Here is a 13,811-nt window from a genome sequence, read left to right on the forward strand (position 1 = left end):
ATGAAAACCAAGATTCTACATATTATTAATGATCTTTCTCAGAACGGCGGTGCTCAGAAGTTCTTAGTCGACCTTGTTATAGAACATAAGCCTGAATACGAAATCAAAATTTTGGTCTTGTGTGATGAAAATGATTACTTACCAACGCTATCCGCCCAAGGGATAGAGTGTTTTAACTGGCGCACTTTGTCATTGAGTGAGAAATACTGTTTGCTGCGTTGGCCGCATGTCGTTCACGGGCACCTCTACCCTTCCATTTATCTAGCGCTATTGGCGGTAGGTAAAAAACGAATCCAGACTGAGCACTGCTCTTACAACCGTCGACGTGACTATCCGCTGTTTAAGTTCATGGAGTACGTCTTATATTGGGGCCACGACTTGACGGTCAGTATTAGTGAAAAAGTACAAGATGAACTGGTGAAGTTCATGCCTCGCTACCAACATAAATATCACGTGGTGCACAATGGCGTTGATTTAAAAAGGTTTTCTATGACGCCAAGATGCGCCAGCCACCTAATCGACAAACCAGTTATCAAGATTGGAATGGTGGGCCGACTTCATCAACATAAAGATCATGAAACGCTTATCCAAGCACTTGTCCATTTACCGAGACGATACGAGCTCCATCTTGCTGGAGATGGCGAAAAAAAATCGTCACTGCAAGCATTAGCAACAAAAATCAACGTCGCGCAACGCGTTCACTTTCATGGCGTAGTTTCTGACATTCCAGCCTTTTTAAACGACATGGACATTTACGTGCAATCGTCACACGTCGAAGGCTTTGGCTTGGCGGCGGTTGAGGCCATGGCAGCAGGCTTACCCGTATTATCATCGGACGTACCCGGCTTGGATGACATCACCGGACGTGCCGAATATTTATTTCAGGTTGGTAACTCAAATGAGCTGAGCCAGAAAGTGCTCCAGCTGTGTGAAAGTGTTGAGCGGTATGACGCTGCAAGTCAATACTCAGTCAATAGGGCCTCTCTCTACACCATCGATAAATTTCGTGAAGGTTACTATGGAATCTACCAGCAGCTTTGCGCCAACAAATAGTTCCGCGCCATCGAGCCACCGAGCCTCATGGTTTGCGGCATGCCTACTGGCATTATTCTTTATTCCCATGAAGTTTCGTGCTGGAGGAGTTGCACTAGCACCTTCAGACATCCTAAGTCTTTTGTCCATTGGTTTTACTGTATTAGTGGTATTGGAAGGAAAAGCTGAAAAACTCATGCATCCCTGCATGGGGTTCCTTGTACTGTTCACTGGGTATGTGTTCTTAAATGGCCTGCTAAATCGCGTCCCCTTAATGCCGCTAGTTATAGAAACCGTGCAATGGCTGGCGATTCTCTGCTTGCTTAGCCTAATGTACGCCTATGGCGTGTTTGATGATGAATGGGTAATGGTTTATTTCACTTATCTGCTGTTTTTCATCTGTACGCTCGTTGCCTTATGGCACTTTGCTCAAGGCTATCAAAGCGGGTTTAAGTTACTCGGGGTAAGTAAATACGGGTTCGGTGTACTTTGCTCACTACTGTACCTTTATCGGGATAAAATTCGCGCTTTCCACCTTTTGATGCTCGTCGCTTTGGTATTACTGGTGTTGTCGCAAGAAAGAAAAGCACTACTTGGTTTTTGTCTGCTTTTCTTCTTTGACCAGCTGCTCGTAAAAAACCTGATGAGAAAATCGCTTAATGAAACGTATACGTGGACCATTTTATTGGCCTTAAGCTTTATGGTGTTCACTGCCGTCGCAACTACACTCTATGTTGGGTTTGAAACGTTAGCAGACACATTGGAAATAACCCAAGAAGACGTCTTATTTGCCAACCAAAGTGAAGCTCGCTGGGTGTCGAACCTTCATAGAAAACTCTTACTTGCCAATGGGTTAGATATTTTACTTCAACACCCTATTTTAGGTGTCGGCGCGAAGATGCTGCCCAACTTTATGATCAGTTACTTTAACTATGATGAGCTGGCGATCTACACCCACAACTTTGTGTTAGATACCGCAATTGAATACGGGTTGCTCGGTATCGCCCTATTATTTGGTGGTTATTTTCTTTTTATTCGCTTTTGCTTCCGTAGTCTCAATGACAACAGGAAAAGCCTCTTACTCGCGATATACGCCCTCATCATGGTGTTCTTCGTTGCGGTAAATACCACCATCATTTTAATACTCTTATTACCCGTCATAATAAGCATGAGCCGCGAGTCAACGGTCAACACCATTGCTCATACTTTTCCGGTAAACCATCACCACGAATTTGAATAATCAAGGATAGGATAGATGAAGTATTCAATCTCTCGACAATTTGAAAAGAACCGAGAACTCCAAGCTGACAATTTTGTTTTAGTTTACCAAATGGGCAAAGTTGGCTCATCGTCAATTGAGCACACGCTGGGAGAAAGAAATATCCCGAGCTATCACATCCACACCTTTGATGATCACGAAGAATTTCACATGTATCACAATAAAAAAGACGTGAGTAAATTTTTCGATTTCAAAAACCGTGCGCTCTACCGCTTAGTGCTCAAGCAACGAAAACGTATCTTACAAAAACGCGAACAGATCAAAATCGTCACACTGGTCCGTGATCCAATCGCAACAGTCTTTTCTCGTTTCTTTCAAGACCTCCATTTGCAATTTATCGAAGGCAAAAAGAATGATGCAATTCACCGAGATATGGCAGTCACGTATCAGCACCTCGAACATTGTTTCGATAACTATATCAATCTCAACTATTTTGCGGACTGGTTCGACAACGAGTTAAAACGTAACTTCAATATCGATGTGATGCGTCAAGAATTGGACAACACTCAACCTTTCTTCACATTCAAGAACGAGCAAGCCAACGTCATGCTAATCAAATGCGAAAAGCTCAGCTCTCTCGATAAAGAAATTGGCGAGTTTCTCGGGCTGCAAGACTTCGTGCTGAAAAACAGCAATGAAGCGAAAAACAAGTGGTACTCCAATATCCACCAGCACTTTAAGCATCACTACGACTTTTCAAAGCTGTTCTATATGTACGATCTTCCCTTATATCGCCACGTTTATTCAGAACAAGAGCGTGATGCTTTCAAACATAAATGGATGCAGACACCAGGAACAAAATCATCATGAAAAAAGTGCTCCATATTACAGAAGCCTTCGGAGGTGGCGTTCAAACAGCCCTCTATAGTTATGCTCACTCCTCTCGAGACGAACCCTATCAACATTTTTTGCTAGCCAGAGCTCGAGAAAACGACTTAACCAATGAGAACAACCATCATATTTTCACACAGACCAAATGGGTGGAAGGCGGCTTACTTCAATTTGTTCGTGATGCAAACCACATGATTGCATCACTTGGTCCCGACGTCGTGCATTTGCACTCGAGTAAAGCAGGCTTTCTCGGGCGATTTCTAAAGCTTGGTAAGGCACGCTTGGTTTACACACCGCACTGTTATGCCTTCGAACGTGAAGATATCTCCGAACTCGCGCGCCAGCTCTATAAAGCGCTAGAGAAAGTAAAACTAAGCAAAATTGATGTGGTGGCAGGCTGTAGCCAGCGAGAATGTGACCTGGCGATTAGCATTGGCGCGAAACGTGCTGAACTGCTCAACAACTACGTGTCTTATCAAAGTGAAGAGCGTTTAGTGCGAAACAGACAAGAAGCGCTGCGACTTGTTGTGCTTGGTCGTGTTGCGCCCCAAAAGGATCCACAATTTCTCATCGACACATTGCAACACCTTAGTCGATATGCGCTTAACCGCCCATTAGATATCACTTGGATAGGTGGCGGTGACCACACACTTGAACAAAAATTGCGTACAGAAAATGTGGATGTGACTGGCATGTTGCCTCGTGATGAGGTGGTTAAAAAGCTCAAGGGTTCAGACCTTTACTTACATACTGCAGCATGGGAAGGGATGCCGTTAACTATTCTAGAAGCAGCCAAATTACATCTTCCTATGGTGATTCGAACTATCGGCGCGACCCAAGATCTCAACTACCCATTTTTAGCGCTAACACCTGAAGAAATGGCCAAGCAGATCGCGCACTGTGTCAATCATTATGATGAAATTGATTTTTGCCAATATACAACAGCGTTAAACGACGCCTTCAGTGAAGAAAAACAGCGCCTCGCACTCAATAATATTTACGGTTAAATACCTCTATGTTTCACACTATTCAACAAAAATTACTGTTGATGCCCAGCGGTAAAAAAAGCTTGCTATCTACTGGATTGAAAACCGCAATCACGCGTGTGTTGAGTGCGCTATTTGCTTTTTTACTGACACTGATTGTATCGAAGGCCAGTGACGCTTCGACTTCCGGTCAATTTTTCTTTTTATTCAACCTAGTCTCACTACTCGCGATCGTTTCTCAGCTAGGTTTTGATGTCTCATTAGTTCGCTACAATGCGATCGCCTTTAACAACAAAGAGACACTTCAACAAAGCCACAACTATAAAACGGCACTTTATCGAAGTATGGCGTTTTGCTTGCTAGCCATTGCCGTTTTGTTGGTAGGATTTAATCTGTTTCCTGAACAGCTAAACCAGACCCAATCGCCAATGTATGCGATTACTTTAGGCTTGTTCTGCATACCATTTTTGGTGCTTGCACAGACCAACAGTCGTGTGCTTCAAGCATGTAGAAAGGTCGTGTCATCACTGTTTGCTTTACAGCTTGGCGTGAGTATGTGGATGGTCTTTTTTGTCTTTGGCTTGGACTATATCGGTCAGCAAAATATCAACAATCTGATGACCGCACTGCTTCTGGCGAGTATGAGCGTCGCGGTAATTTCCAGTGTTAATTGGCTAGGTTCAGGTCAGTATCAGACATCGGCTTTCGTACCAAACAAAAAAATGGTCGCTTCTGCCAAGCAAGTCTGGATTGGCAGTATCTTCACGAACGTTCTTCAATGGGGAAGCCTTGTCATTGCGGGCTTTTTTATCTCAACAGCGGAACTCGGTCTATTAGCTGCAGCTCAACGTACATCACTACTGATTGGCTTTGTGCTGATTACCATTAACTTTGTGGTCGCCCCTATGTTTGCATCTCTCTACAAAGAGCGCCAAATGATCAAACTGCAAAGCCTGAGCCGTTTAGCTTGCCGAGCCAACGTTGGTTTGGCCATTGTGCCCGTGATTATTTGCACTCTATTCCCAGAGTTTGTGATGCGGTTTTTTGGTGAAGAGTTTCTTGCTGCTGCGCCACTGTTAGTCGTCCTGTCTTTAGGGCAGTTAGTCAATGTTGCGACTGGCTCTGTAGGGTTTTTATTACTCATGAGCGGTCACGAAAGAACCATGAAATACATTACAATTTCCTCCGGCACAATCTCTATCTGCTTGCTCATTGCGCTTTGCCAAACGTTCGGTGTTATTGGTGCAGCATGGGCGATGGCAATTGGCATGGCAATTCAGAATCTAGCAGCGTTGTACTTTGTAAAACGTTACTTAGGCTTCTTTCCAATAGGTTAATTATGGTTTCAATACTGACACGGATGAGTTTTGTTTTCGTTCTGGTGCTTACGGCTTCACTCTCTTTATGGAAAAGCTCTGACTTACACCATGCCACTTACCTGCAAATGGAAACCTACTTAGGTGGATCGAGTACGCTTCACTTTACCTTCAGTTTATTGATCGGCTTTTTATCGGTCTTCACCTTCCCCTCTTTGGTAAGCTCAAGTAAAGCCGACGTCTTTGGCATCCGCCTTTTGCTACTGCTGTTGGCTATCGTTTCAATGGAAGAAATAAGCCAACTTTTTATTCCAAGTCGCTCATTTAGTTTTGATGATCTCAGTACCAACTGGATAGGCATTATCTCGGGTTACTTTAGTGCCAAGTTGATTCGCGTCCTGCGCACTCGCTCGTTCTCTTGAAATAAGCACCTCAAGGTTATTTGGGTATATAATTACGCCAAACAATCAGACTAACGAGTACATCATGTCATCCCACCCAACCAAGATTACCTTTTTTGAATTCTTAACCCCGTTGATCACATCAGGCAAAAAAACGATTACGATTCGAGATGAATCAGAAAGTCACTACGTTCCAAATACAGAGGTCGAAGTTTTTACGCTAGAGACGGATCGTAAAGTCTGCAACATCAAAATACGCTCTGTAGAGCCACTCAACTTTGAAGATATCAATGAGTTTCATGCTGAACAAGAAGCCATCGAACTACCAAAACTCAAGCAGTTAATTCGAGAAATCTACCCAAACACCGATACGCTATTTGTGATTGAGTACGAGCTAATCAAATAACCTACAACAAACACTAGACGACTGGTCTAATTCATTCTATAGTACGCTTCATGAACGCAAAGACGAACGACACACGCCAACATATTCTCGACGTCGGATACGAGTTAATCGTAAACCGAGGGTTTACGAGTGTTGGCCTTTCAGAGCTTTTAAAAAAGGCCGCGGTGCCGAAAGGCTCGTTTTATCATTACTTCAAATCCAAAGAACAATTTGGTGAAGCGATGATTCAAGACTACTTTACTAAGTATTTTGAGCGTTTAAACGCACGCTTTACCAATACCGATCTGAATGGCTACCAACGCCTAATGAGCTACTTTGAAGAAATGGTCAAAGTAGAAGACGACGTATGTAATGCGAACAAATGTTTGTTGGTCAAGTTAAGTGCGGAAGTCTCCGATCTCTCAGAGTCCATGCGTCTAGCGTTACGCCAAGGTGCAGACAAAACCATTCAAGCAATGGCGGATTGCATTGACGTAGGCATTCAAGATGGCTCTATCCCAAATGGTGACAGTGCTTTATTGGCAAGGCAGATATACTACCTTTGGAACGGCGCAAGCTTGCTGAACAAACTGTATCAAGATCAGGCAGCATTAACGCAAAGTCTGACCTATACTCAACATCTACTGCAAAACACGCGAACTTGCCCATAGTAGGTAGCGTAAAAGTAAGATGAACACCCTACATGTGTTTCACAGTTGGTAATAACTCCTGTGATTGCACAATACACCTTCCCGCTCTATGAGCGGGATATTTTGAAATCAAAACTAGACGACCGGTCTAATCAATAAGTGAGATAAATATGACTAACGCAACAAATCGCAGAATCGTACTCGCGTCACGTCCCCACGGTGCACCAACAAAAGAAAACTTTCGTCTAGAAGAAGTGGCGAAACCGACTCCTCAAGATGGTGAGATGCTACTGAGAACCGTTTACTTATCTCTCGACCCATACATGCGCGGTCGCATGAGCGATGCCGAGTCATACGCCGATCCTGTTGCGGTTGATGACGTAATGATCGCTGGCACAGTTTGTCAGGTAGAAGCATCGAACCACCCAGATTATGAAGCGGGTGAATGGGTTCTTGCATACACTGTTGGCTGGCAAGACTACGCCATCTCAACTGGTGAGATGGTGATTAAACTTGGCAAAGAACCACAAAACCCATCATACGCTCTAGGTGTTGCTGGCATGCCAGGCTTTACCGCGTATATGGGCTTGCTCGATATCGGTCAGCCAAAACCAGGTGAAACCATTGTGGTAGCAGCCGCGACGGGCCCTGTGGGCGCGACCGTTGGTCAAATTGGCAAAATCAAAGGTTGCCGTGTTGTTGGTATTGCAGGCGGAGAAGAAAAGTGCCGTTACGCCAAAGAAGTCCTTGGCTTCGATGAATGTATCGATCACAAAGCTGACGACTTTGCAGAACAGTTGAAAAACGCCTGTGATCAAGGTATCGATGTTTACTTCGAAAACGTAGGTGGCAAAGTATTCGAAGCTGTAATGCCACTTCTGAATACCAGCGCACGTATCCCACTTTGTGGTTTGATATCTCAATACAACGCAACAGAACTGCCTGAAGGTACCGACCATCTTCCATTATTAATGGGTAAGCTGCTGACTAAACGGATCAAGGTGCAAGGCTTCATCATTTTTGATGACTACGGACATCGTTACGGTGAATTTGCGCAAGATATTAATCAATGGTTGGCTGAAGGAAAGATCCAATACCGTGAACATCTAGTACAAGGACTGGAGAATGCACCAGAAGCATTTATCGGTCTGTTGGAAGGTAAGAACTTCGGCAAGCTTGTAGTACAGATTAACGACCCATTATAAGGAAGGGATAAATAAATGATTAAACTTCACCATCTCAATCAGTCTCGCTCAAAGCGCATCATTTGGTTACTTGAAGAGCTAAATGTGGATTACGAAATCGTGCCTTATGTTCGTGACAAAGTGACCTTCATGGCACCGCCTGAGCTAAAGAGCGTTCATCCGCTCGGTAAATCGCCCCTGCTTGAAGATGATGGCGAGTTCATCATTGAATCAGGCGCGATGACCGAATATTTGATTGAGAAGTACAGTGATGGTGCGTTGGCTCCTGAGCGTGGGACGAAGGCGCACACTGAGTACCTGCAATGGATGCACTTTGCTGAAAGTTCAGCAATCTTACCAATGTTGTTAAAAATCTTTATTAGCAAAGAGCCAAACGAAACTCAATTTCTATCAGGCTATGCTGACAAAGAAGCGATGAACGTTCTGGGTTATTTCGAGCAATCGCTAGAAGGCAAAACTTACCTAGTAGAAGAACGTTTAACTGGCGCAGACATCATGATGTCATTTATTGTCGAGCTCGTGCATAAGTTCGGTTTGGCTGGTCACTTCCCGAATATTGAACGTTATGGAAAACAACTTGCAACGCATCCAGCGTTTGAAAAAGCTGAGCAAATTGAAGTGAAGTACTCCTAATCACTCCGCCCCTTTGATGATCAATAAAGCGATATCAAAGGGGCGATTTCCGACATTAACCTTGTCAACAAAGCGCAATTCATGCAAATGCCTGCGTGCTCTTTTTACCCTCTTCGCCAATACGTTAATAAACCAATCATAAAAATCAGCTAAAAATCTGATTCTAAGTTACTTTTCATCATCGTTCCCACCTATTGAATTGATAAGCAGTATCAGTTTTTGCTTCCAGCTTTTCCGTAATAATCTTCTCTTCAGTTGCTAAGGTATTGATCCCTGGAGGGGAAGAAAAATGACAAATAAGAAATTAACCACCGCCGCAGGCTGTCCTGTCGCCCATAATCAAAATGTGATGACTGCAGGTCCTCGTGGCCCCCAACTACTGCAAGACGTTTGGTTCCTTGAAAAACTGGCACACTTTGACCGCGAAGTGATTCCTGAGCGCCGTATGCACGCCAAAGGCTCAGGCGCTTACGGCACCTTTACTGTGACTCATGACATCACAAAATACACTCGCGCGAAGATCTTCTCGGAGATTGGTAAAAAGACCGAGCTATTTGCTCGCTTTACCACCGTTGCGGGGGAGCGCGGTGCCGCAGATGCAGAGCGCGACATCCGTGGTTTTGCGCTAAAGTTTTACACCGAAGAAGGCAACTGGGACTTGGTTGGTAACAACACGCCAGTGTTCTTCCTCCGTGATCCACTAAAATTTCCAGATCTAAACCACGCGGTGAAACGCGATCCACGCACCAACATGCGCAGCTCGACAAACAACTGGGATTTTTGGACATCACTACCAGAAGCATTCCACCAAGTTACGATCGTTATGAGTGATCGTGGTATTCCAGCGTCTTACCGTCATATGCACGGCTTCGGTAGCCACACATTCAGCTTTATCAACGCAGAAAACGAACGTTACTGGGTGAAATTCCACTTTAAAACTCAGCAAGGCATCAAAAACCTGACTGACCAAGAAGCAGAAGCGATCGTAGGTAAAGACCGCGAAAGCCATCACCGTGACCTTTACGAAGCGATTGAGCGTCAAGACTTCCCTAAATGGAAGATGTACGTACAGATCATGCCTGAGCTAGAAGCGGATGAAGTGAACTTTAACCCGTTCGATCTAACAAAAGTATGGTCACAAAAAGATTATCCATTGATCCCAGTAGGCGAGTTTGAACTGAACCGTAACCCAGAAAATTTCTATGCGGAAGTTGAGCAATCCGCGTTTAACCCGGCAGCTATCGTTCCTGGAATTGGCTTCTCACCAGACAAAATGCTGCAAGGCCGTCTGTTTGCATACGGAGACGCGCAGCGTTACCGCCTAGGTGTAAACCATCACCAAATTCCAGTTAACACGCCTCGTTGTCCGGTACACAGCTACCACCGCGATGGCGCAATGCGCGTTGATGGCAACTTTGGTTCCACACTAGGTTACGAGCCAAACTACAAACAAGAATGGGCAGAGCAACCAGATTACTCTGAGCCACCTCTACGCATCAACGGCAATGCTGATCATTACGATCACCGTGTAGACGAAGACTACTTCAGCCAAGCGGGTGACCTATTCCGTCTTATGAGCGAAGAACAGCGTCAAACTCTATTCGACAACACCGCTCGTGCAATGGATGGTGTGCCAGACTTCATCAAAGAACGTCACGTTAACCACGCCTACCAAGCGGACGAAGCTTACGGCAAAGGCCTTGAGATTGCGCTAGGCTTAAACAAGTAAACGGACACTGCGCCAGCAAATGCTGTGATAAGAAGACATAAAAAAGGAGGTGCCCCAAAGCACCTCCTCATTCAAGTTCGTTAATCACACACTAATGTTCAAGGGGAACGATCATGATCAACTTAAATTTCTTCAAGCTCTTTGATACCAAAGAACTGTTTATCTACTACTGATTCTTAGCAACGGCTTTAATCAGAACAGACGTATCCATGCGGCCTAAACCATCACGCTGAAGGTCAGCGTATTGCTCATCCACTTTCTTAGTCAGTGGGAGCTCTAGACCCACTCGCTCTGCTTCTTGCAGACAGAAGCCTAAGTCTTTGCGCATCCAATCAATCGCGAAGCCAAAATCAAACTTATCTTGCGCCATCGTCTTGGCGCGGTTTTCCATTTGCCATGACCCTGCAGCACCGTGCTTGAGTGTTTCAACTACTTGTTCAATATCCAAACCGGATTTCTGCGCGAGTAACAACGCTTCGCTCAAGCCTTGAAGCACACCACCAATACAGATTTGGTTTACCATTTTACAACGTTGACCTTGGCCATTTTCACCCAGAAGCGTCATTTGCTTTGCATATACGTCCATCGCTGGAGACACACGATCAAAAATGTCCTGCTCGCCACCACACATGATGGTTAGTACACCGTTTTCTGCGCCTGCTTGACCACCAGATACCGGAGCATCAATGAAGTGATTGCCATATTTGGTACAAGCATCGGCCAATTCAACGGCTAAATCAGCGGAAGTCGTGGTGTGATCAACCAGTACCGCGCCTGCTTTTAGACCGACTAGAATGCCTTCTTCACCGTATACAACGCTGCGCACGTCATCGTCATTACCGACACAAGTAAATACGATATCGCAACCTTCTGCCGCTTCTCGCGGTGTCTCACACGCAATGCCGTTGTATTCTGCAGCCCATTTATCAGCTTTGGCTTTGGTGCGGTTGTATACTTTGGTTTCATATCCCGCTTTGCTCAAATAGCCCGCCATTGGGTAACCCATAACACCCAAACCAATAAATGCTACTCGTTGTTTTTCCATTGCACGCTTCCCTTAGTTCACCTGACTGAAATGTTTTGTAACATGCTACTAAAGAATTGAAAACATTACTCGTAATTTATCCTTCACTCGCGGCACAAATAAAAGCGAACCGCGATGTTGGAGTAAATACCAAAAGCATTCATCAGGGTCATCGAGGCGACATTTCTCAGAAGTTAAATGTTAAGACACTCTACGAGCTTGCAACAAAGCCGTGGCGTTCAACATGGCATCCTTGGTACTGACATCCAAGACTTGGATTTTTCGAAAGCGTTCCGGTTCTTTAATCGCCACATCGTGAGCAAAAATCACAAACTTCGCTTTCTCGATGTCTTTCTCGGTAATTCGGTTGATGACGCCATTCGCCCCTTGAGTTTCGACTTTAATCTTAATGCCGAGTGCACAAGCCGCTTTTTCCAATGACTTCGCCGCTAAGAACGTATGTGCCACACCTGATGGACAAGATGTAACCGCCAAAACATCCGCCTCACCTTCGCCTTGAACGGAGCCATATACTTGAGAATGACCTGTGTAACTCTCATCTTCGGTGACGGCTTTCTTTAGTGCAATCACGATCAACGCTGTGGTAACAGAGCCCGCAATCGTGCCGATGATGTAACCAATTTTTCCATCCACAACCGGGAGAACAATCCAACCGCCCCACGGTGCATGGTTCATTACGTGGAACATAAAGCCGATCACGTTACCGACGATGCCACCCGCCACAATAGCAGGTAACACTCGAGCAGGGTCGCCAGCGGCAAAAGGAATCGCACCTTCGCTAATACCGATCATCCCCATAATACCTGCGGCTTTCCCCGCTTCGCGTTCATCTCGCTTGAATTTACTCGGCGCCAAAAACGTGGCTAGTGCCATACCCAATGGCGGCGTACAAATCGCAATACCGACCCCGCCCATCAACCATGGTTGCGTGTTCACTTGAGTTTGAGCAAACAACGTCGCCACTTTGTTAATTGGGCCGCCCATATCAAACGCGGTCATTGCCCCAAGCACGGTACCGAGCATCACCTTGCCCGAGCCCGCCATGCCCGTCAGCACCTCGTTCATGCTGGTCATTGCGCTGGCAATAGGAGCACCTATCACCCACATCACCGCGCCGCAAGTAACAAACGTCCCCACTAGCGGATAAATAAAAATCGAGCCGAGTGAACTCATGCTGTCTGGTAGCTGAATTTTCTTTAATAGCCAAACGACAAAGCCAGCAAAAAAGCCGACCACAATCGCACCTAAAAAACCCGTATTGTAATGACTGACAGCAATCCAAGATCCAATCATACCCGGCGCAAGGCCCGGCTTGTCGGCAATGGAATAAGCAATGTAACCGCCAAGCACGGCAGTAAACAATGTCAGGCCAGCAATCCCCATTTGGGCAATGTCGGCCAGAATGCCCTCTTGTGGCACACCACCGTGACCAGAGAGCATCACCGACAACGACAACAACACACCGCCCGCAACGATAAACGGGATCATGTGGGATGTGCCAAACAGCAGGTGCTCTTTAATGCGGCCAAGTTTTTGCGCCCAAGGGCTCAGGGGTTCTGATGCAAATTCTAAAGAAGTTGGGAGAAATTCATTGGATTGGGTTTGAATATCAGTCAACATCTCAAGCGCTTCTTCTCGCGATTGAGCCTGTTTGAGCTTTTCAACAAAGCCGTCTTCGATAATTTTGGTGGAAATTTGTGCCAATACTTCAATGTGATGATGATCATCACCATCTGGGGACGCCAGCATGAAAAACACATCGGACAGCTCGCCATCTTCGGCGCCATAATCAATCCCATTACGGCTGATCCCGACCGCAACAGCCGGTTTTGCTACAGCATCACTTTTGGCATGAGGGATCGCAATACCATCATCAAATCCTGTGTTACCGATCTCTTCTCGTTTCCAGATATCTGCCAAAAACTGGCTTTGACTATTGAGCTTGCCGGCGGCCTCTAGCATCTCGACCAGCTCTTTGAGCGCTTCATCTTTGGTTTGAGCTTTTAGATCTAAACATATCGTTTCCAGCTCAATTAGGTTTGTGATGTCCATTGTTTTACCTTCCAATATTCACGCTCGAATATATACCCAAGTGAGTTTGAGATACAGGATCCCCTGGCTCGTATGTGTTCCTACTCATTTTATTTGGGCATAGATTAACCAGTGCCTACCCTTTGATATATAGGACTAAAAGTGCATTAACTGGATTAATGTAACATGAGATTAAAACTGTGATAGAGCTCTTGCGTTAATCCAGCTCAAATCAATTCAATCTGCGGTGGCTGTGCTAATATCCACAAAAAAATAAAATGGATAGAA

Annotated in this window: 13 protein-coding genes; 11 read left to right on the top strand and 2 right to left on the bottom strand. The window is 45.2% G+C overall.

Translation table 11 applies throughout. From position 1 onward, the window contains the following. The 11 genes from D8S93_RS10505 to D8S93_RS10555 all read left to right on the top strand — a co-directional run bounded on the left by D8S93_RS10505 (position 1) and on the right by D8S93_RS10555 (position 10,447). Positions 1-1,053 (top strand): glycosyltransferase, encoded by a 1,053-nt coding sequence (locus D8S93_RS10505; RefSeq protein WP_152813085.1) that lies wholly within the window; start codon positions 1-3, stop codon positions 1,051-1,053. Beyond that, positions 1,019-2,272, top strand: a complete 1,254-nt coding sequence (locus D8S93_RS10510) for an O-antigen ligase family protein (RefSeq protein ID WP_152813087.1) — start codon at positions 1,019-1,021, stop codon at positions 2,270-2,272. The genes D8S93_RS10505 and D8S93_RS10510 overlap by 35 nt, the downstream gene beginning before the upstream one ends. A gap of 15 nt (positions 2,273-2,287) precedes the next feature. Continuing rightward, complete coding sequence (locus D8S93_RS10515) at positions 2,288-3,121, top strand: putative capsular polysaccharide synthesis family protein (RefSeq protein WP_104972863.1); 834 nt, start codon at positions 2,288-2,290, stop codon at positions 3,119-3,121. Beyond that, positions 3,118-4,149, top strand: coding sequence for a glycosyltransferase family 4 protein (locus D8S93_RS10520; RefSeq protein WP_152813089.1), 1,032 nt, complete (start codon positions 3,118-3,120; stop codon positions 4,147-4,149). The genes D8S93_RS10515 and D8S93_RS10520 overlap by 4 nt, the downstream gene beginning before the upstream one ends. A gap of 8 nt (positions 4,150-4,157) precedes the next feature. Then, a complete protein-coding gene (locus D8S93_RS10525) occupies positions 4,158-5,465 on the top strand; it encodes an oligosaccharide flippase family protein (protein ID WP_152813091.1) in 1,308 nt (435 codons plus the stop codon). Between the two features lie 2 nt (positions 5,466-5,467). Then, entirely contained in the window at positions 5,468-5,866 is a 399-nt protein-coding gene (locus tag D8S93_RS10530; protein WP_074189855.1) for a VanZ family protein, read from the top strand. A gap of 64 nt (positions 5,867-5,930) precedes the next feature. Further along, positions 5,931-6,251: a N(4)-acetylcytidine aminohydrolase gene (gene yqfB / locus D8S93_RS10535; RefSeq protein WP_005392475.1), complete on the top strand. Its 321-nt coding sequence runs from the start codon at positions 5,931-5,933 to the stop codon at positions 6,249-6,251. A gap of 50 nt (positions 6,252-6,301) precedes the next feature. Beyond that, complete coding sequence (locus tag D8S93_RS10540) at positions 6,302-6,901, top strand: TetR/AcrR family transcriptional regulator (protein WP_006742221.1); 600 nt, start codon at positions 6,302-6,304, stop codon at positions 6,899-6,901. A gap of 149 nt (positions 6,902-7,050) precedes the next feature. Further along, on the top strand, positions 7,051-8,085 hold the full coding sequence (locus D8S93_RS10545) for an NADP-dependent oxidoreductase (RefSeq protein WP_006742222.1): 1,035 nt from the start codon (positions 7,051-7,053) through the stop codon (positions 8,083-8,085). Positions 8,086-8,100: 15 nt separating this feature from the next. After that, complete coding sequence (locus tag D8S93_RS10550) at positions 8,101-8,718, top strand: glutathione S-transferase family protein (RefSeq protein WP_006742223.1); 618 nt, start codon at positions 8,101-8,103, stop codon at positions 8,716-8,718. A 289-nt stretch (positions 8,719-9,007) separates the two neighbouring features. Next, positions 9,008-10,447, top strand: a complete 1,440-nt coding sequence (locus D8S93_RS10555; RefSeq protein WP_152813093.1) for a catalase — start codon at positions 9,008-9,010, stop codon at positions 10,445-10,447. A 166-nt stretch (positions 10,448-10,613) separates the two neighbouring features. On the opposite strand, the gene D8S93_RS10560 is transcribed toward D8S93_RS10555, so the two are convergent. Beyond that, positions 10,614-11,492 carry an NAD(P)-dependent oxidoreductase gene (locus D8S93_RS10560; protein WP_152813095.1) on the bottom strand — a complete coding sequence of 293 codons (879 nt, stop codon included), beginning with the start codon at positions 11,490-11,492 and terminating at the stop codon, positions 10,614-10,616. Positions 11,493-11,672: 180 nt separating this feature from the next. Further along, positions 11,673-13,544, bottom strand: a complete 1,872-nt coding sequence (locus D8S93_RS10565) for a fructose-specific PTS transporter subunit EIIC (protein ID WP_152813096.1) — start codon at positions 13,542-13,544, stop codon at positions 11,673-11,675. Between the last annotated feature and the right edge of the window lie 267 nt (positions 13,545-13,811).

Origin of the sequence: Vibrio sp. VGrn 2 (assembly GCF_009361695.1) — a bacterium.
GTDB lineage: Bacteria > Pseudomonadota > Gammaproteobacteria > Enterobacterales > Vibrionaceae > Vibrio > Vibrio diabolicus.

What these genes read in the sequence shown, in the direction of transcription:
- D8S93_RS10505 (WP_152813085.1), top strand. Translation starts at nt 1, where the DNA reads ATGAAAACCAAGATTCTACATATTATTAATGATCTTTCTCAGAACGGC.
- D8S93_RS10510 (WP_152813087.1), top strand. Translation starts at nt 1,019, where the DNA reads ATGGAATCTACCAGCAGCTTTGCGCCAACAAATAGTTCCGCGCCATCG.
- D8S93_RS10515 (WP_104972863.1), top strand. Translation starts at nt 2,288, where the DNA reads ATGAAGTATTCAATCTCTCGACAATTTGAAAAGAACCGAGAACTCCAA.
- D8S93_RS10520 (WP_152813089.1), top strand. Translation starts at nt 3,118, where the DNA reads ATGAAAAAAGTGCTCCATATTACAGAAGCCTTCGGAGGTGGCGTTCAA.
- D8S93_RS10525 (WP_152813091.1), top strand. Translation starts at nt 4,158, where the DNA reads ATGTTTCACACTATTCAACAAAAATTACTGTTGATGCCCAGCGGTAAA.
- D8S93_RS10530 (WP_074189855.1), top strand. Translation starts at nt 5,468, where the DNA reads ATGGTTTCAATACTGACACGGATGAGTTTTGTTTTCGTTCTGGTGCTT.
- yqfB (WP_005392475.1), top strand. Translation starts at nt 5,931, where the DNA reads ATGTCATCCCACCCAACCAAGATTACCTTTTTTGAATTCTTAACCCCG.
- D8S93_RS10540 (WP_006742221.1), top strand. Translation starts at nt 6,302, where the DNA reads ATGAACGCAAAGACGAACGACACACGCCAACATATTCTCGACGTCGGA.
- D8S93_RS10545 (WP_006742222.1), top strand. Translation starts at nt 7,051, where the DNA reads ATGACTAACGCAACAAATCGCAGAATCGTACTCGCGTCACGTCCCCAC.
- D8S93_RS10550 (WP_006742223.1), top strand. Translation starts at nt 8,101, where the DNA reads ATGATTAAACTTCACCATCTCAATCAGTCTCGCTCAAAGCGCATCATT.
- D8S93_RS10555 (WP_152813093.1), top strand. Translation starts at nt 9,008, where the DNA reads ATGACAAATAAGAAATTAACCACCGCCGCAGGCTGTCCTGTCGCCCAT.
- D8S93_RS10560 (WP_152813095.1), bottom strand. Translation starts at nt 11,492, where the DNA reads ATGGAAAAACAACGAGTAGCATTTATTGGTTTGGGTGTTATGGGTTAC.
- D8S93_RS10565 (WP_152813096.1), bottom strand. Translation starts at nt 13,544, where the DNA reads ATGGACATCACAAACCTAATTGAGCTGGAAACGATATGTTTAGATCTA.